The following is an 18,739-nucleotide window of genomic DNA, read 5'->3' on the forward strand; positions in this document are numbered from 1 at the left end:
TTTTGTCCGGCTGGCCACTTAGAGTAATCAATGGAGCTTATCGGTGCAGCGGCTGACACCTTTAACCTGAGCCTGTGGGCAAGGCGCATCGCCATAGGCACAGAAAACGCAGCACATACCTTCTTGAGCTATCAAAACCTCACCACAGCTCTCGCATTCATAATGCTGTAAAGGTGTATCGATCGGCATGAGTTCTGACTTTACGTGTCCGCATTTTGGGCAGGTTATGTTTGATTTCAGCAGTACTTTCATTGGAAAAAATGCCCTTCTATTGAGGTGTACATCAGTAAGCGTGGAACACCTTGAAGACACTTGCCAGCACCAGACGCCAATTGCGTAAGATTCAACCATTAAAAGATGCAATTCCAGCTATAAATGCCTTCCTCTTTTCATTTTATGACACTTAAAACAGACAATTTGTGGATTCATGTTATTCAAATGAGGAATCGTTTTAGGTTCAAAAACTCTCTTTTTCCATCCCATAGAGTTGTCCATACTGATGCCTGTCCACACTATTGTTGAAACCGTGAAATCAGAGGTTCACATGACGTTATTTCCAAAAGATTTTCTATGGGGTGGCGCAATTGCGGCCAACCAGATTGAAGGATCTTATGCTCTCAAAGGCAAAGGCCTTTCGACGTCCGACATGCTCCCCTCTGGGATTCTAAGCCCACACCAAACCCGCCAAGAACGCACGCAGGGTATTAAAGATGTGGCCATAGATTTCTATAACAGATACCCAGAGGATATTGCCCTGTTCAATGAAATGGGCTTCAACTGCCTGCGTCTTTCCATTGCCTGGACCCGTATTTTCCCGAACGGTGATGAGGAATCACCTAACGAGGCTGGCCTCGCCTATTACGACCGTATTTTCGATGAATTGGCTACACACAATATCCAGCCTTTTGTGACGCTCTCACATTATGAAATGCCTTACGCTCTGGTAGAAAACTATGGAGGCTGGGCAGACCGACAACTGATCGGCTTCTTTGAGCGGTATGTCAGTACCGTTTTCGAACGGTATGAGGACAAAGTTAAGCTCTGGCTGACATTCAATGAAATCAATATGTCGCTGCATGCGCCTTTTACCGGCGTTGGGCTTCAGGAAGATGCCAGCGAGCAGGAGATCTATCAGGCGATTCACCATCAGCTGGTCGCCAATGCGAAAGCGGTGAAGCTCTGCCATCAGATTATTCCAGACGCTAAGATCGGTAACATGCTGCTGGGAGCGATCAACTACCCATTTACTTGCAACCCAGACGACGTCATTGCTGCCATGCATGAGAATAACAAATGGCTGTTCTTTGGTGATGTTCAGACGCGCGGAAAATACCCGGGATACATGCTTCGTTACTTTAGAGAGAATGACATTGAAATCGAAATGGCAACCGGTGATCTGGATGCAATAGCCAGTGCGTCAGTCGATTTTATCTCGTTCAGTTATTACGCCAGCGGTTGTGCGAGTGCTGATCCTAAACAAAAAGAAGTCGGCAATATCGTCGCCAGTGTGCCAAACCCTTATCTAGAGAAGAGCCAATGGGGCTGGCTCATCGACCCGAAAGGCCTACGTATTCTGCTGAATTTCCTCTATGACCGTTACCAGAAGCCTCTGTTCATCGTTGAAAATGGGCTGGGAGCAATCGACGAACTGGATGAAAAGGGTGAGATTCAAGATGACTACCGCATTGCTTACCTCAATGACCATTTAGTTCAGGCACGTGAAGCTATATTAGACGGTGTGGAGTTAATGGGATTCACAACGTGGGGACCGATTGATCTCGTCGCGAATTCCACCGCGGAAATGCGCAAACGCTATGGTTTTATTTATGTCGACCGACACGACGACTTCAGTGGCTCTCTCGAGCGAAAACGTAAGAAAAGCTTTTTCTGGTATCAAGACGTGATTAAAACCCAAGGCGCTTCGCTGACAGCGAAATAATCTGTGCAGTTCCAGACAGTAAAAAGCCCTGTGTCTACAGGGCTTTCGCTTATATTTTTTGTTATCAACCAACTTGAAGGTTGCCATAAAGGGTTTGATAAACCCCCTCTTCCTGCACCAGTTCGCTGTGGTTACCGCTTTGCGCAACCTTGCCATCTTCCAGTACATAAATCAGATCCGCTTGTTTCACTGCAGATAAGCGATGTGCCACAATCAATGTCGTTCTACCTTGCAGGAAGTTGTTCAACGCTTCATGTAATGCCGCTTCTGTTGCTGTATCCAATGCTGAGGTCGCTTCGTCCAAAATCACCAACTTAGGATTGGTCAGGATCATACGGGCAATTGCTAAGCGCTGACGCTGCCCACCAGAAAGTTTGAGACCCTGTCGACCGAGCTGGGATTCCAATCCGTTATCCAGTTTATCGACAACATCACTTAACTGAGCAATTTCCAGCGATTGCCAAAGCTGATCGTCAGAGAAGTCGGTTCGTCCCAATGTCAGGTTTTCACGCAATGTATCGTTAAAGATCATGGGCTGCTGCAACACTACGGCCGTATGCTGTCGAAGCGTCTCGTAGCCAATCTCTTCGACAGGTCTGCCATCAACCAGGATTTCACCGTCAGACTTGCGATAAAGCCCCAGCAGCAGTTGAATCAGTGTGGATTTACCGCCACCTGATGCGCCAACCAGCGCAACACGCTTGCCTTGAGGGATATTCAGTGAAAGGCCATTCAATACCGTTTTCTCACTGTCATAGCTGAAAGTCAGGTCACGACATTCCACACCAAAGGTTTCTTTGTTTTCCAGAGGATCTTTCTCTGATGCATTACGTGGCTCTTCATCCAATGCGAGTAAACCGTTTAGGCGTTTCATCGCTGCAGAAGCACTGAACCATGCATATTGAATACCCAGCAGTTCTTGAATCGGGCTGAGCATAAACCATAGGTAGCCAAATACTGCGAAGATCTGGCCAATGGTCAGGTCGCTGAACAGCACCATCAGCATCGCCGCCGCACGGAATAGCTCAAAACCGATCAGGAACATTAGGAAGGAAACACGCCCCGCCGCCTCTGACTGCCAAGCGTACTTATCAGCATCGTGGCGAATCGCTTCGGCATCTGTCTTCAGAACATCAAGGTAAGCACGTTCACGGTTAGCAGCACGAAGCTGATAGATGCCATCCAGCGTTTCTACCAGACGTTGCTGGAACCGCTCAAAAGATTGGTTTTCGGCTTTCTTCAGGTGCTTAACACGCTGACCCATTTTGCGTGAGAGGTAAATCACCAGCGGGTTAACCAGCAAAATGAACAAGCCAAGTGCCCAGTCCAACCACAGCAGGATGATTGCGGTACCAAATACCGTCAGCACGCCCACCACAAAGCGACTCAAACTGTTGCCTAGGAAAGAGTCAATGGTCTCTATATCCGTCACCAGGTGAGAACTCACCCCGCCACTACCGCGCTCTTCGTATTCTTTCATACTGATGCGGCCAAGTTTATCAAGGAGCTGCTGGCGGATATGACAAGTGATGGATTTAGATACAAGGGTAAACTGACGACTTTGCCAAATGTTAAGGGCCTGGCTGACAATCCGCATCACGATCACCAGAATCAGCACCATGACAATGTAACTTGCCGGTTGCTGCAGTGACTCAGGCAAAATCTGATTGAAGAAATTCACCCCACCGGCAGGTTTGTTTAGCAGCACCTCGTCGACCATTAACGGCATAAACAGAGGAATTGGCACACTGATGAGCGTGGCGCAAATGGCGATAAGGTTGGCGATGATAAGGCTTTTCTTGTGCTCTTTCGCCTGCTCAATCAGCCAACGTGTAGAAATGGTTTTTAGCGTACTGCTCGTCACTGTATCTCCAGAATTCTTCGTCATGTTTTTATTTTTCTAATGTTGAGTCTATACCTTAGCCGTAACCGAAAACACCCCAGAGAAATCCGGGGTGTTTATCGTCAGAGGTTAATCTGCAGTTAGAACACGTATTCGGCTTCTATACCCCAGTTACGTCCCGGCTGCGTGCGACGATCAAGTCCATCAGTGGTTGATTCCGCACCAATCAGGTCGTTGTAGTCCCAATATTTCTTATCAAAGACATTAAACAGACCTGCACGCAGCGTCAGATCAGTCACTGGGCGATAGAATGCCGTCACGTCTGTTACGGCGTAACCTGGCGCACTCACGTTTTCAGTCCCGTTTGAATTACTCCAATCAGAACCGGATTTACCCGCAACAGCTTTCACTGACAACTTACCACCGTAAGTGTTTTCAACGTCGGCATAGCCCAGCGCAAAGTATCCAGAAAGTGGAGCGACAGTATCCATCGCCTCACCGTTTTCTTTGTCTTCACCTTGGGTGTAAGCCACGCTCATGTCACTGTATAGACCTGTTGGCACACCAAACAGAACATCCAATGCAAGATGCGTTTTCAGCTCAGCACCATAGATTTCAGCTTTGCTGATGTTCTCTTTGGTCCAAAGTTCTTTACCCTGGCCGTTGTCATCTGCCAATTTGTGCGTTTCGATAAAGTTCTTATAGTCGTTGTAATAGACCGAGAACTCAATTCGACCGAAGTCCTGAGTGAAGCGCAGACCGGTTTCGTAACCAATGCTCTCTTCCGGCTTCAAGTTCGGGTTTGCCTCGAACACAGCGCCTCTGGCAGCGTCAGTTTCATAGAAGTAGTAAAGATCTTGAAGCGTCGGCGCTTTGTAACCCTGGCTGATGTTACCGTAGCTGCTCAGGCTTTCGGTCCAGTGATAAACCGCACCCAGTTTCGCCGTTAAAGCGTCACTTTTTGACTTTGGATTGTCTTCTGAAGCTTGTTTTGGCTCTGCGGTAAACTTGTCGTAACGAAGACCCGCATTCACTACCAGTCTTTCTTCTAGGAAGAAAGCTTGATCCTGTACAAAGATGCCCCATTTCACTGACTCTGCGTTTGGCACTTCTCCGGTTTTATCTACTGACGTACCCGCTTTATAGCCCTCTAGGTAATAATCGCGGTAATCGAGATCAAACTCGTTAGTGATGTAATTCACGCCATAACTGACTTCGTGGAAGCTGTTCTCCAGTTCAATGGCCTTGTCGAACTGGGCATCAAGCTGGGCGCTCTTATCTACACCGTTACGCATGCGCTGACGATAGCCATGACCAAATGACGTTGGTGGCTGTGGCGTTTCATCAAAGGTGTTGTGATTACTTTCACTTTCCAGCGCTGTCACTTGCCATTTCAGGTGGTCAAACGCGACGTTGTTCGCTTGCCATTCGTGCTCGAAGGTTAAGCGCTTGCGTTTGTCTTCATCACTGGCGCTGTTACGCGTATATACGAAGCCTGGCATGATTTCATAGCCTTCGTTAGACAGCACCAGACCATCTGCTTCTCGGTTATAAATCTCACCCGTCAAGCCAATTCGATGTGCATCATTCAACTGATAGAAAGCTTTCAGCAAAAGGTTGTCTGAGTTGATATCAAAAGGGTCAGCCTGTCCACGTTCGCGGCCTTCAATATCATCACCACTGCCGTGGGTCGCTGTTTCGTGACCATCGCGATGTGTAAAAATCAGCAAGGTTTCCAGATCGCCAGTACGGTTTGCCAAAGTCGCAGTCGCTTTGTAGCTCTCATCAGCACTGTAATAACCGCCTTTAACGCTGGCATAGGTGTCATCACCCTCAGCAACCAGAAGGTCGCCCGGGTTTTTGGTGCGGATGATCACAGCACCGGCAAGTGCATCACTGCCGTAAAGGCTGGAGGCTGGACCTTTGCTGATCTCTACACGCTGTAAGGTGTCGGTCTCAACGGTGTTGTTGTATTTGCGCATCACATCTGCGCCTGGGTTGAACGATGAAGGCTGTTCAACGCCATCCACCATGGTTTTTACGTAGTTGTCGCTCAAACCACGAATATTAAAGCCTGAGTTACCGAAACGGCCCGTACCCGGCATCGACACGCCCGGCTCATTCGCAATCGCCTGCTCGAGATCTTGAGCAAGGTTTTCCTCGATTGTGTCGCTGTTCACTACATCAACAGAAGCGGCCACATCACTGATGTTTTGCTCACTTCGGGTTGCAGAGACAACCACTTCGTCAAAGGTATAAACGTCTTGGGCTGAAGCACTGCCCGCGCAGAGAAGGCCGACCAAAATCGCCAGCTTGTTTTTCTTGATAGTCATAATTTCCACTCTTTAAAGCGCCTGAGAAATCCCAATTAGTTTTCTTCAGGCAAAAGAAACCTACTCACACTGGTTTCCGTGCGATTTTTCTAGTTATGGGAGGTGATATCAGGCCCTCAGAATAAGGGCCTGTTAAACGCGATTAAGCGTTCTCTTCTTTCATCTTCTTCACGTGACCTTCATTCAGGTGGATCACGGAAAGCATGTCTTCGCCCGACACATCAAATGCCTGACCGAAGCCTTTCACGTAACGGCCGATGACTGGATTCAAACGGTAGAGATTGAAATCGCCGAGTTGGCTGAGGTTGTCGATCATCTCGCCCAGACGATCACCCATCACTTGAATTGCTGTGGTCCAGACCTCTGAACCACGCTCAATCAGTTCTGCATTGGTGTCAAACGAAAGGCGGCGACGCGCAAAGATCGAGCGCGCCTCGCTTTCGTCTTCGATCATCATGATAGAGACGGCTTTGCAGTGCTTGAGGTTTTGACCATGGGTAGCAAGATCTGAAACCAGAATGTAGTAACCCATTTCAGAGAAAGCGAAAGGCGCATAGCTGGTATGTGGCTTACCTTCTTTGTCTACAGTGCCCAATTGAAGCGTGTTGCGAGAATCACGAAACTCCTGAATTTCTGGGCCTAGACGGTTTTGTAGACGTTCTGCTTTGTCACTCATTTTGCCAACTCCTGCTTCATGGCGTTAAACAGTTCAATTTGTTCTGGGAATAGCTGACGCTTTTTGTCACGGCCAAGGTAAATCTTAAATACACAGTGACCAGTGTTGTCGAAGAAACCAATGTAGTGGCTCTCAGTACCACGGAATGGCTTGCTGACAAATGCAATATCAGACACTAAATCCAAACGAAGATGGCCGTGTAACTGACCTTCACGTCCCATTAGGTTGTAGTAACCGTGTGCAACTTTTCCTTTCGGAAATGGCGCTTTAAATTCAAAGACAGAACCACCAGAATGTACGATGGTGGTGACCTTACCCCATACTGGCATTGCTTCCAGAATGGTCTGTGCAATTTCACCCTTCACGTGGGAAATCATACTTTCTGGGAGTGCCAGCGTAATTTCACCTTCCGTCAATTTCAGTGAGTCCACCATGTTTGATACTGGTGTGTGCTCATCCTGGGCCAGATATTCAGCCACGCGCTGTTTGGTTTCTTCCGTCACGATGATCGCTTGTTGCATCGTTTAACTACTCCTAAGCTGCGACATTTGCCGCTTTTCTTTGCACTTTCTGCGCTGTTTGATTTTGTAATACTTCAATCAGGTTTTGGGCCAGTGTGACCGCCCAGAACTGTCCGGCGAGAGTCAGCGTGAGATAACTTCTGCCATTTTCATTCTTTTCAAGATAGACCAGCCCGTTTTCCTGCCACGCTTCGAACAAGGAATACAGCGCTTCAAACGAGCCTTGCCCAGACACTGAATCCAACTTGTGTTGAGCCAGCACTCCAGCATCAAATCCACTTTTCACTTCAGCAGACACAGCTTTATTAGCAGGCGCTAGCGTCATCATAGTGACAGGGTAACGAAAATCATTGATCGCTGAGATGTTGGTATCCATATCGCGGGTTTGCATCATCTGGCAGCCATTGACATTACCACCAGCCCCGGCCCCTAAAGGCATGATCTCCGCAGTCGTTTTCGCTAACGAGTTGTAAATACTGCGTTCGCGGTTGTCCGAAGACCAATGGTTAACGCTGAGACGTTTCTGATGGTGCTTCGCCATGAAGTTCACGCCCATCTCAAACATACTGGCTTTCATTTGTGTATCTGCGGGATACGGCAATTTGCCCAGCTCAACCAACTTTGCCATTGGCAAGCCCTGCATTTCGATAAGCTGATAAAGGTCGACACCATGAGCACCGGACTCAAGATAGTCATTCAAGTCCTGCTGCCAGATATCCAGAGTTTGGTGAGGCAAACCATAAAGTAAATCCAGAACGATAGGAGCCGCGTTGTATTTGGCCAATTGCTGGATTTTATCCAACACGACTTCCCGGTCATCAAGGCGCTTCGCACTGCGACGAACCTGAGTGTTGAAGCTCTGAACGCCGAACGAGAAACGGTTAACACCCCCTTCCAGTGCAGCTTCAAATTTGTCCAATCCAAAACGGTTGATACGACCTTCGAGTGTAATTTCGCAATCCGGTGTCAGCGGAAATTGGCTACGGATATCAGAGACGATCATTCGGATTTGTTCGCCACAAAGATCGGTTGGGGTTCCTCCGCCAATGTATACCGCTTGGAACGGCGCTGACTGACTCCAGACTTGCGAGGCTTTCCATCGAATTTCTGCGCGCAGTGCTTCAACGTAGTCTTCAATCAATGACTTGCTTGATGCATATTGGAAGAAGTTGCAGTAGGTACAACGCACACGACAGAACGGAATGTGAATGTACAGACAACGTGGTGAATACGCCGATGAGGCTGGGATTGCATGTGCTTTTTCAAGCGTGGTTTGGATATCTTCAGAGTTAACAGAACGCATCATACCACCGGCATGTGCACTCTTTTTACGTTGAAAAGCAAAACGAAGTGGATCAGGGGTTCTTAGCCCGACCAGTTCCGGATTGTGAAGATCAACACTCATCTCATTTTGCAACCTTTAACATTAACAGCGTCAAACTACGAGCTGTTTCCTAGTGATTTCAATCATATTCATAATAGATAATAATGCAACTGATAATTGATATCATTAGCATTCTATGCATAATGCACCTAATCACTTATTAAAATCAGTTCTTCAGGAGTACGTGTGAACACTCGACGGTACGTAGTTTGTGGTGTCGTTTCAGTTGCACTGCATAGTTTGGCGATTTCAGCTCAACCGCCCTCGCCTCAATTCACAATTAACGAAGCCAACGCGGGCAACCGGGTGGCTATACAGCTTGTTGCGTCGACGAAACAAGTACCCAAAGAGCCACAGCCCGCTCCTGTAGAAGATCCTCCACAGCAAGAAACGACAAAGCCAGAACCTAAACCGGTTAAATCTCCTTCAGTAAAAAAGGAGCCACCAAAAAAGGCAGAAGTCCAACCTCAGAAAAAGGTGAAGCCTGAGGTCAACCCGCCAAAAGAAAACAGGAACAAACAACTTGAGAAGGTGACGAAGAAGGAACGCAAAGAAGAGAAAACCAAGCCTCTTCCGCCGAATAAACCAACAGAAAAACCTGAGGAAAAGCCAGAGGTAAAACCGGAAGAAATTGCTGAAAAGATGAGTGAGGAAAGTCAAATGACTCAGGCGAAATCATCTTCTCCCATGTTGGTAGAAAGGCCCACCTTTAAAGTCCGCCCTTCCCAACCTAAGTACCCGAGAATGGCAAAACGTAAAGGGATGGAAGGCACAGTGCTTATAGAAGTCTGGCTGGACGAAGATGGCCATCAAACCCATCGCTCCCTGCTAAAGAGTTCCGGGTTTGAATTGCTTGATGGCGCTGCAATGGATGCAGTGAAAAAGTGGCGTTTTAACGGCCACGAAGAAAATGGCGTCGCCTTGGCGCACAGAGTAAGAATTCCTGTTCGTTTTAATTTGGATTAATCATGTTCGACTTACAATTTTTCACGTCAATCCATGCTCAATTGGGCATCATGACCTGGCCTTTGACACTGCTTTCCGCACTCATGTTGATGCTCATCTTTGAGCGCATCGTTTTCGTTGTCATGAACACCAAAACCGGCAGCAAACCTTTGCAAAAAGAGATCTACTCACTTTCTCTGACCAATGACAAACAGCTAGAAACCTATGTAGAACGTCATCAGCAGGATAAAAGCACCCTATCCCAAGGGATCTGCATGCTGATCAATCATCGTCATTTCACGAAATCTTTGCGTGAAGAAGCTGTTTCTATCTGGCTGCAAAAGAAACGCCGGCAATTCACTGCAGGCCTCAAATTACTCAACATTATTGGCGTGCTGAGTCCTTTGATTGGTTTACTGGGAACCGTTGTAGGCCTGATAGAAATGTTTAAAGGACTTTCAGCCACACAAGGTGGTATTTCACCTGCAGAATTGGCCGATGGCTTGGGATTGGCGATGTCTACAACGGCTGCGGGTTTGCTGATTGCCCTACCTGCTATTGCTTCATCGCAAGTTTTTGCGCTGTGGGCAGATCGCACACTGGCAAAAATTGAATACGTGCTGAACCACTTCAACCTGCATCTCGCCGGTGTGTCATTCGATGAAAGCGCAGATTGTCCGAAGCATTGCAAACCTTGCGCTGGTTCTGGCTCAGAGTCACCGAGGGAAAGCACCGCATGATCCGCTCTCAACCAGAAAGTGAATCTACATCATTCACTCCGGATCTCACGCCGTTGCTGGACATTATTTTTATCGTGATGGTGTTTTTGCTGCTTACGGCAAACATCCAAATTAAAACCATGGATATCGCGATTCCCCAAACCAATGATTCAGAAGTCCTCGAATCTCCAAACCGTGAAGTCATCGCCATCAACGTGTTGAGCGGCGAGCCTTCATGGGCGCTTCAAGGTGAACCTCTTCACGACTGGGAAACCTTTACGGCACAGCTTCTGGAAGCTATTCAGCAAGCCCCTGATAAACCGGTGGTGATCGCTGCGGACAAACAAGCCAATGTGGAAAGCATGCTTAAAGTCCTCGCCTTCATGCAAAACAACAATATCAACGCCACCAATATTGTGATGGAAGAACAATGAAAAAGAATTTCAAACTTGGCGCTGCTGCGCTGCTTTTTACTGGCTTATTGACTTCATCGGCGTTCGCTCAGGATGCAAGAATCATCAGCGCTGGCTCAACCGTCACTGAACTCTTGTTTGCACTAGGCGCAGAAAAAGAAGTGATTGCAGTAGATTTAACCAGCCGCCATTACCTTGATGGCAGAGAGATTCCCGTACTGGGCTATCATCGCCAGTTATCAGCCGAAGGCCTACTAGCACTAAGCCCTACCCATCTCGTGGGCTCGCCAGAGATGGGGCCGGAAAGCACGTTGAAGCTATTGAAATCGGCAAATGTCGATGTTCAAAAGCTGCCAACAGGGACCTCCATTGAAGACTTTAATCAGCGCGTAGATTCAGTCGCGTCGATTACTGGCACTGAAGACAAAGGTGCTGAAATTAAAGAGGATGTTGCTGAGAAAATAGGAAAGTTGAACGCCTCAGCGCCAGAAAAACGCCCTTCAGTGATGTTCATGATGATGTCTGATGGCCGCCCATTGACCGTCGCGGGTGATGAAACCACGGTAAACACAGTGATCGAGTTGGCTGGCGGCATGAACCCTGCGGCTAAAGAAACCACCAGCTACAAGCCGCTGTCTACCGAGTCGATCGTAGAAATGCAGCCTGAATACATTCTGGTATCCGAACGCACTCTTTCGCAGGTTGGCGGTATTGAAGGTATGGTGAAACAGCAGCCTTTGTTAAGCGCAACACCCGCATTCAAAAACGACAACATAATCCCTATTTCTGGCTACGCAATTCTGGGTGGCTTTGGTTTGGCGAGCCTAGATCTCGCTACCGACCTTAACAAACGCATTGTGGCTGGTGAGTAGTACTTTTCCATGAATGATTTGCTGACTCGCCGCGTTTCAGCGCGGTGGATGATGATCGTTTCTTCGATCTTGTTGTACATCACTGTCGTGAGCTCAATTACTTTGGGGCCGATGAATATCGGCTTCTTCGACAGTTTGAAAGCACTACTTCCCGTTGAATCGGACCTTCCTGACTATGTCTCTGTGATCATTCAGGAAGTCCGCTTACCACGCACACTTCTGGCCATCGCAGTCGGTGGTATCCTTGCGATGTGCGGGACCGTCATGCAGGGGCTTTTCAGAAACCCATTGGCAGATCCAGGTATTATCGGGGTGTCTGCCGGTGCTTCACTTGGAGCAGCCATTGCGATTATTCTATTTGGTGGCGTAATAACCCATACGGCATTTCTGGTGCTGGGTACGGTACCGGTATTTGCTTTTCTGGGCGGTGCGCTAACGACCTTTGCCATCTATTACATGGGCACCAGTAGTAATGGCACTTCAGTCACCATCATGTTACTCGCAGGCGTTGCGCTTGGCGCGATTGCGGGCGCTGGGATGGGGCTTCTAAACTATTTTGCTGACGATCAGGAGCTTCGCGACCTTTCTCTTTGGACGATGGGCTCTTTAGCAGGCGCTTCATGGGATGCGATTGGGTTGGCTTTTGTTTCATTAACCGTATTGGGCTTCCTGTTCCAACGCTATGCAAAACCTCTAAATGCTTTGCTGCTGGGTGAAGCTGAAGCCCGTCATCTAGGCATCAACGTTCAATCACTCAAGCGCAATCTCATCCTTCTCACTGCTGCAGGCGTCGGCGTGACAGTTGCCCTTTCCGGCATGATTGGTTTTATTGGCCTTGTTGTTCCCCATATCGGACGCATGCTGACTGGCCCAGATCACCGTACCCTCATTCCTGTCTCAGCGATTTTAGGTGGTTTGGTACTACTGGCATCCGACATGATTGCTCGTACCATTGTTGCACCACTTGAAATCCCGGTAGGCATTATCACAGCGGCTCTAGGGGCGCCTTTCTTCCTGGCATTGCTACTTAAACAAAAAGGTCGTTTGGCATAATGGGTATTGATATTCGACATGCGTCTCTCACGCTGGGTAACAAGGTTCTACTGGATAACTTCAACACATCTTTCAAATTGGGTGAGCTAACTATTATTCTTGGACCAAACGGAACCGGCAAAAGTAGCCTGCTGAAACTGATTAGCCGCGAATGGCCATGTAATGGCGAACTTCGCTTCTATGGTAAATCCACGAAAGATTGGAAACCTGAACTCCTCGCCGCATCGATGGGGATTCTACCGCAGTCCAGTAGCCTGACATTTGCCTTCACCGCTCGGGAAGTGGTTGAACTTGGCGGGCTGGCGTTGAGTGCATCCCAAGCCGAACTGGCTGAGATCGCATCTGACAACATGGAAAAGACCGATGTACTTCATCTTGCTGACAGGCTTTACCCAAGCCTTTCCGGGGGCGAGAAGCAGCGCGTACACCTCGCTCGCGTGCTAACACAAATAGCAAAATCGCCAAGAGACACCATATTGATGCTGGATGAACCAACGAGTGCGCTGGATATTGGCCACCAACATAAGACTTTAAGCTTGGCGAAAGAGATGGCACAAGCCGGATCGACAGTGATCGCCGTGATCCATGATCTCAACCTCGCTGCACAATATGCAGACCGTATTTTAATATTAAATAAAGGGAAAATTGCGGCAGATGGCATCCCAACAGATGTGCTGACGCCTGAAATAGTCGAGGAAGTCTACGGCTGGCCCGTCTCTGTTATGCCTCATCCAACGGGTGATTATCCTGTTGTACTGGCTTGACGTTAGCAAACTCTGTAAGCGGCCCTCTGATGAGGGCTTTTTTATATCTGCTCACGTATACTAGCGCTAAACGAACACAAAACAAGGAACGACAAATGATTCGTACTGGCATCGTAGGATTTGGCTTTGCTGCCCAGACTTTCCACCTTCCTTTTCTCTCTATTCATCCGGATTTCGAGCCTGTCGCGGTTGTTTCTTCAAATCATGATTTAGTGGCAGAGAAACTCCCCTCCGCGGCGTACTACTCAAACATAGAAGAAATGCTTCGAGATGCGGAATTGGATTTGGTCATTATCACCACGCCAAATCACACGCACTTCGACCTTGCCAAACAATCGCTGGAAGCAGATTGCCACGTGTTGCTCGAAAAACCTTTCGTGGTAAACAGCGGACAAGGTTTAGAGCTGATCAAAATCGCCAATGCTCGCGGTAAAATTCTTTGTCCTTACCAGAATCGACGCTGGGATGGTGACTTCCTTACAGTAAAAGCGTTGATTGAATCTGACGAACTAGGACAAGTTCGTGTTTTCGAGTCGAACTTCGACCGTTTTCGTCCTGAGGTTCGCCAGCGCTGGCGTGAACAGGCTGGCGAAGGATCGGGCATTCTTTATGACTTGGGTTCACATCTAGTCGACCAAGCGCTTCACTTGTTCGGCTCTCCCTTAGCGGTCACCGCTCATTGCAAAGCGATGCGTCCACAATCTCAAGCTACCGACTACTTCAAGATGACGCTGCATTACGCTGACAAAGAAGTGGTGTTGAATTCCAGTCCATACCGTTCAGGCAAAGGGTCTCGCTTTGTCGTACAAGGAGACAAAGCCACTTTCTCATGCGCCGGTTTGGATATTCAGGAACAACAACTACGTGACGGCGTCACGGTGACAAATTCAGAATTTGGCCGCCAGCAACATATTGGCAAGCTCGAAATCGGTGACAACGTCACTGAAAAAGATATCGAATTGGAACATGGCTGCTACTCTGAGCTCTTTGCCAGCCTGGCATCAGCCATTTTGAATGGCACCACACCGCCAATCGACCCTTATGACGCAGTAAAAGGTATTTACACCTTAGAACTTGCTCAACACGCTTCAGAGGCAGGTAAGACTGAGCGATGGGAGTTTTAGGCTTTTACCATAGCCAAAGCGCCGAGAAGCTTCGGCGCTTTTATACTTCTCGAGAGTCGTTTTGTCTTTGTCCCTGCCCAAGAAAGCCCACTCAAATTCATAAAGTAGCACCATTCCCAAACAGTCAATTAATACGCAAAGATAACTAGTTATAGTGCGTTAGGATGGATGGATTTTTCCCGTAAAAGCAAAAAAGCCCGCATTTGCGGGCTCAATAATGATTGACCAATTTAGTGTTACATCATGCTCTTAGCAATGGCGTAAACCAGCATACCTGCAAGCAGCCAGAATACTGACAAATTAAACTTACGCAGAACCGCAAAGCCAACAATGACTGCCACGACATCAGAAACACCATGAACGGCTGACATCCAAACTGGTTGATAGAATGCTGCAACCAGAAGACCAACCACTGCCGCATTAATCAGTACTACAGAACCTGCAAACTTATGATGGTTCATTACAGCCTGCCAAACAGGAATGGCAGCAAACAATAGCAATGCCCCAGGAAGGAATATTGCAATGGTTGCTACTGCACTACCGAGGATTGGATTGATCCCTTCCATTGAAGCACCAATGTAGCTCGCAATAGTAAACATCGGCCCCGGAACTAACTGTGCTGCTGCGTAACCTTCAACCAAAGCATCGCCAGAAACCGAGTCGCCAATCAAAGGTTGCAATAGAGGAAGCACAACGTGACCACCACCAAATACAAAGCTACCTGCTTGATAGAAATGATTAAACAAGCTGATAACCGGTGCGCTACTCAGAGCAGGAAGTACTAATAGCGCAGCAAACACGCCGAAAAGAATGGCTGTTTGCTTAATACCTGTTGGCTCTTTGGCTTCAGTCGCTGCTTCTTGCTTACGAATAAACAACCAACCAAGAATTCCGGCGATAAGTATTGGCACTAGCTGAGCCACCAGGCCAGTCTGCCAAAGGATCCAAGCAGCAGAAGCTATACAAACAACAAATGTGACAGCGTCACTGATGAACTTGCGGGCCATCGTCCAGATGGCATCAGCTACAACTACGACTGCCAATAGTTTTGCAGCAGAGATAAGTAGAGCCAACGCCGAAGACTCCCCTAGGCTCGCGCTGTATATAGCCGCTGCCGTCAATAAGGCAAAAGATGGGAAGGTAAAGCCAATAAAAGCGGCCATTGCCCCAATGTAGCCCGCGCGATGGTAACCAATAAACATCCCCAACTGACTGCTTGCAGGCCCAGGTAAGAACTGACATAGGCTTAACGCCATCGAAAACTTTTCTTCTTCAATCCACTTACGTTTTTCAACAAACTCTCTTTGAAAATAGCCAATATGAGCGACAGGACCACCAAAGCTCATGCATCCCAGCACAAAGAAACGAAACAGTACTTCTAACATCCGAAAACAAACCTCCTTAATGAACCAGGCCATTGATGAGTTTCACATCAAATACCTGAATTTCTGCCGCAATTTTAAATCTCATTCCCCATCAATAGAAACAATTCTTATCAATCCTTCAAATCGATTTGATTCATTCTCTATTTAGTCATGTTCACGATCTATTCAAAGTAACGACAAAAGATCCTCTAGATCTGTAGGTTTACAACAAATGTATGTTAGTGCTTACTTACATTTATCCATATTGTTTCCACTTGAAAACAAACCATATAGGATATTGTTATAAATGGATTTATGGGGGTTTTAATCAATACTATAGCGTTTAACGCTTTTCGTAATTCCCTTTCATAAAACGATCTGGAACCTGATTTGTGCAGATTCAGAACTAGAGTGCGGATCATTGAACACAATCCTTACGCAGCTACTTCCAGCCTTTTGCTTGAATGAATTTTTGATGACAAATGCGCAGAGAAAATGTTTTTCAAGCTCCTGCTCTCTCCTCATTGAAGGAATGTTGGCAGTATCAAATTGAAATAAAGGAGTTTCACTTCTTTGTGACAACGTCACTCAGTGAATTGGGAAGAGATGTGATACGCTATCCTCCTCTCGATAACTAACGAAAATTCCATATGTTAGATAACCTTCAGCAAATGGTGGTCCTGGCGACTGTGGCGCATGAACAACACTTCACCCGCGCTGCCGAGTACCTTGGTATTTCTAAATCCCAAGTCAGTAAGCAAATTCGCTATCTGGAAGAACGATTAGGTGTTCAGCTGGTTCAACGAAATACCCGCTCTGTTGCCCTCACCGAAGCCGGCGAGCAATATGCAGCCTTCGGGCGCCAGATTGTCGAGACCATGCAAGATGCGGAAGCCATGGTTGCTGGTTTTCGAAATGAGGTTTCTGGCCGATTAAAAGTTGGTATCGCTCAGTCGTTCGGTAATGCTCAAATCACAAAATTACTCTCAGCATTTCAAACACAGTTCTCAGCGCTCGAATTAGAAATACACTTGTTCGATCACCGTCCGAACTTGGTAGAGGATGGATTTGATTGTTGGTTAGCGATTCATGAAGCACCGCCGGAAGGCATGGTTGCCAGGAAACTAGGTGATTGCCAGTTTAAGTTGGTCGCCTCACCGGCATACATTGAGTCAAACGGTTCACCCAAACACCCATCCGACCTTCGCGAGCACAATTGCATAACTTACCAAAGCGTTCAACGCACTTATGATCAATGGCCATTTCAACGAGATGGTAGCGAGCAATCAGTGACTGTCAGAGGCTCATACCGTATTAACAATGCCCCAGCAGTTTTGGAAGCGACCAAATCAGGCGTAGGCATCGCTTATATCGCTACTTATCTATTGGATAGTGAAATTGAGAATGGCGAATTGACCGTATTGATGAAGGATTGGAAGCCGACATTGAAGCTGCCCGTTTATGCCGTATACCCACGTAGAGAGTATTTAGCACCGAAGGTCAGACACTTTGTAGACTTCCTTTCGGAAAATATTCGAGTCATTTAAGCTGATAAAGAAAAAGGGGATGTGACAATGTCACATCCCCTTTTCGTTTAATAAATCAACGTCATGCATCAGCTTTTTTGTCGGTCGGCATAGCATACATTGCCTTAACGATCTGAGCAACACCCTCAGGAAGTGAAGAGAGTTTGCTGTCAAACTGCTCGCGATCATTATCAGTGATTGAGTTGTGCTCTTTGCCTGCTGCAATGTAGTTTGCCGGGAATAGATGGTAATTCTGATAAATCTGGCGATCAATTTCAGCTGCCAACTCATCCGGAGATTCGAATTCGTTACCAATCACATTTCCGAACGCAACATGAATTCTGCGTTTTTGGCCTACAATTCCCTGAACGATGCTTTCGATATCCTCGAACTCACCCTTCTCGTAACCCCCTTCTTGCTGCTTACGGTAAAGCTCATTCGCTTTTGCTGCGTCACATGGATCGTTTTCGTACGAGATGGTCACCGGAACAATACGCAGCGAAGCCACATAATCAGCAAATTCTATTTTCTGGCGACGCCCTTCCATGAAGAACATTTTCAGAATCGCGGGATCAGTTTTGTCGTTGCCGTCTTTCGCACGGCCTTCTCTCTGAGCAATCCAGATAGACTGCTTCTCATCCAAAGAGGCTTTGACGTAAGCGGATAACTGACCCAAAGCCTTCATCATTTCTCGTGGGCCTTTCGCAGAGCGCTTAACGATAAAACTCTTATTCAGTTTCATCAGTTCAGTTGCACAAGGCTTTTTCAGCAGATTATCACCAATCGCGATACGAACTGTATCAAACTCATTCGCATGCAAGCACCAGTTCACCATCGCAGGATCCATAGCAATATCACGGTGATTCGAAACAAACAGATAACTACTGTTAGGATCCAGCTTTTCCACGCCACTTGTCGTCAATCCTTCAGATGTACTTTTGATCATGGAGTCCATGTATGTTGCAACATGAAGCTGTACATCTCGAACGGTTTTAATTTTATTCCATTTTGAATGTAAGTATCGTTTCAGAATTGGCTTAAGAAACCAACCAGCTATGCCAGATAGGTTCGGAAAGCGGTACTTTAAAATGGCTGAGATGAATTCTTCATCTTCGATAAGACGATCAATTGCTCCAGGCACTTCATCGTCATTGTATGGACGAATTTCTAAGAAAGGGTCGTTAGTTTGTTGCACGTGATTCTACTTGCTCCGATAAAAACCGCGCCATTTTACGCGGATATAGGATTTCGAACATTGTTTTA

17 protein-coding genes are annotated in these 18,739 nt (G+C 47.2%); 9 read left to right on the top strand and 8 right to left on the bottom strand.

Annotated elements, in window-relative coordinates:
* Window positions 1-27: 27 nt before the first annotated feature.
* Window positions 28-351, bottom strand: a complete 324-nt coding sequence (locus VP504_RS23995) for a GDCCVxC domain-containing (seleno)protein (protein ID WP_325894533.1) — start codon at window positions 349-351, stop codon at window positions 28-30.
* Window positions 352-544: 193 nt separating this feature from the next.
* Here VP504_RS23995 and VP504_RS24000 point away from each other — a divergent pair, with 193 nt between their 5' ends.
* The gene (locus VP504_RS24000; RefSeq protein WP_325894534.1) at window positions 545-1,939 is read left to right on the top strand and encodes a glycoside hydrolase family 1 protein; all 1,395 of its coding nucleotides are present in this window, start codon (window positions 545-547) and stop codon (window positions 1,937-1,939) included.
* 64 nt (window positions 1,940-2,003) lie between these two features.
* Here VP504_RS24000 and VP504_RS24005 read toward each other — a convergent pair whose 3' ends face one another.
* The 5 genes from VP504_RS24005 to hutW form a co-directional block, all read right to left on the bottom strand.
* Window positions 2,004-3,827: an ABC transporter ATP-binding protein gene (locus VP504_RS24005; protein ID WP_325894535.1), complete on the bottom strand. Its 1,824-nt coding sequence runs from the start codon at window positions 3,825-3,827 to the stop codon at window positions 2,004-2,006.
* 95 nt (window positions 3,828-3,922) lie between these two features.
* Window positions 3,923-6,115 carry a TonB-dependent hemoglobin/transferrin/lactoferrin family receptor gene (locus VP504_RS24010; protein WP_325894536.1) on the bottom strand — a complete coding sequence of 731 codons (2,193 nt, stop codon included), beginning with the start codon at window positions 6,113-6,115 and terminating at the stop codon, window positions 3,923-3,925.
* Between the two features lie 142 nt (window positions 6,116-6,257).
* On the bottom strand, window positions 6,258-6,791 hold the full coding sequence (gene hutZ, locus VP504_RS24015) for a heme utilization protein HutZ (RefSeq protein ID WP_325894537.1): 534 nt from the start codon (window positions 6,789-6,791) through the stop codon (window positions 6,258-6,260).
* The gene (hutX, locus tag VP504_RS24020; RefSeq protein ID WP_325894538.1) at window positions 6,788-7,312 is read right to left on the bottom strand and encodes a heme utilization cystosolic carrier protein HutX; all 525 of its coding nucleotides are present in this window, start codon (window positions 7,310-7,312) and stop codon (window positions 6,788-6,790) included. The genes hutZ and hutX overlap by 4 nt, the downstream gene beginning before the upstream one ends.
* Before the next feature lie 13 nt (window positions 7,313-7,325).
* On the bottom strand, window positions 7,326-8,717 hold the full coding sequence (hutW, locus tag VP504_RS24025; protein ID WP_325894539.1) for a heme anaerobic degradation radical SAM methyltransferase ChuW/HutW: 1,392 nt from the start codon (window positions 8,715-8,717) through the stop codon (window positions 7,326-7,328).
* Window positions 8,718-8,882: 165 nt separating this feature from the next.
* Here hutW and VP504_RS24030 point away from each other — a divergent pair, with 165 nt between their 5' ends.
* From VP504_RS24030 to VP504_RS24060, 7 genes are all read left to right on the top strand, one after another.
* A complete protein-coding gene (locus tag VP504_RS24030; RefSeq protein WP_325894540.1) occupies window positions 8,883-9,662 on the top strand; it encodes an energy transducer TonB in 780 nt (259 codons plus the stop codon).
* Between the two features lie 2 nt (window positions 9,663-9,664).
* Window positions 9,665-10,381 carry a MotA/TolQ/ExbB proton channel family protein gene (locus VP504_RS24035; RefSeq protein ID WP_325894541.1) on the top strand — a complete coding sequence of 239 codons (717 nt, stop codon included), beginning with the start codon at window positions 9,665-9,667 and terminating at the stop codon, window positions 10,379-10,381.
* Window positions 10,378-10,794 carry an ExbD/TolR family protein gene (locus VP504_RS24040; RefSeq protein WP_325894542.1) on the top strand — a complete coding sequence of 139 codons (417 nt, stop codon included), beginning with the start codon at window positions 10,378-10,380 and terminating at the stop codon, window positions 10,792-10,794. The genes VP504_RS24035 and VP504_RS24040 overlap by 4 nt, the downstream gene beginning before the upstream one ends.
* Window positions 10,791-11,645, top strand: a complete 855-nt coding sequence (locus VP504_RS24045; RefSeq protein WP_325894543.1) for a heme/hemin ABC transporter substrate-binding protein — start codon at window positions 10,791-10,793, stop codon at window positions 11,643-11,645. Before VP504_RS24040 ends, VP504_RS24045 begins: the two co-directional genes overlap by 4 nt.
* Window positions 11,646-11,654: 9 nt before the next feature.
* Window positions 11,655-12,698, top strand: a complete 1,044-nt coding sequence (locus VP504_RS24050) for a FecCD family ABC transporter permease (protein ID WP_325894544.1) — start codon at window positions 11,655-11,657, stop codon at window positions 12,696-12,698.
* The gene (locus VP504_RS24055) at window positions 12,698-13,462 is read left to right on the top strand and encodes a heme ABC transporter ATP-binding protein (protein ID WP_325894545.1); all 765 of its coding nucleotides are present in this window, start codon (window positions 12,698-12,700) and stop codon (window positions 13,460-13,462) included. The genes VP504_RS24050 and VP504_RS24055 overlap by 1 nt, the downstream gene beginning before the upstream one ends.
* Before the next feature lie 95 nt (window positions 13,463-13,557).
* Window positions 13,558-14,586 carry a Gfo/Idh/MocA family oxidoreductase gene (locus tag VP504_RS24060; RefSeq protein ID WP_251882287.1) on the top strand — a complete coding sequence of 343 codons (1,029 nt, stop codon included), beginning with the start codon at window positions 13,558-13,560 and terminating at the stop codon, window positions 14,584-14,586.
* A gap of 236 nt (window positions 14,587-14,822) precedes the next feature.
* Here the strand turns inward: VP504_RS24060 and chrA are convergent, their stop codons facing one another.
* The gene (gene chrA, locus VP504_RS24065; RefSeq protein ID WP_325894546.1) at window positions 14,823-15,971 is read right to left on the bottom strand and encodes a chromate efflux transporter; all 1,149 of its coding nucleotides are present in this window, start codon (window positions 15,969-15,971) and stop codon (window positions 14,823-14,825) included.
* A 629-nt stretch (window positions 15,972-16,600) separates the two neighbouring features.
* Here chrA and VP504_RS24070 point away from each other — a divergent pair.
* Window positions 16,601-17,497, top strand: coding sequence for a LysR family transcriptional regulator (locus VP504_RS24070; protein ID WP_325894547.1), 897 nt, complete (start codon window positions 16,601-16,603; stop codon window positions 17,495-17,497).
* A 61-nt stretch (window positions 17,498-17,558) separates the two neighbouring features.
* Here the strand turns inward: VP504_RS24070 and VP504_RS24075 are convergent, their stop codons facing one another.
* On the bottom strand, window positions 17,559-18,671 hold the full coding sequence (locus VP504_RS24075; protein WP_325894548.1) for a 1-acyl-sn-glycerol-3-phosphate acyltransferase: 1,113 nt from the start codon (window positions 18,669-18,671) through the stop codon (window positions 17,559-17,561).
* Window positions 18,672-18,739: the final 68 nt, after the last annotated feature.

Source organism: Grimontia sp. NTOU-MAR1 (assembly GCF_035758505.1).
GTDB lineage: Bacteria > Pseudomonadota > Gammaproteobacteria > Enterobacterales > Vibrionaceae > Enterovibrio > Enterovibrio marinus.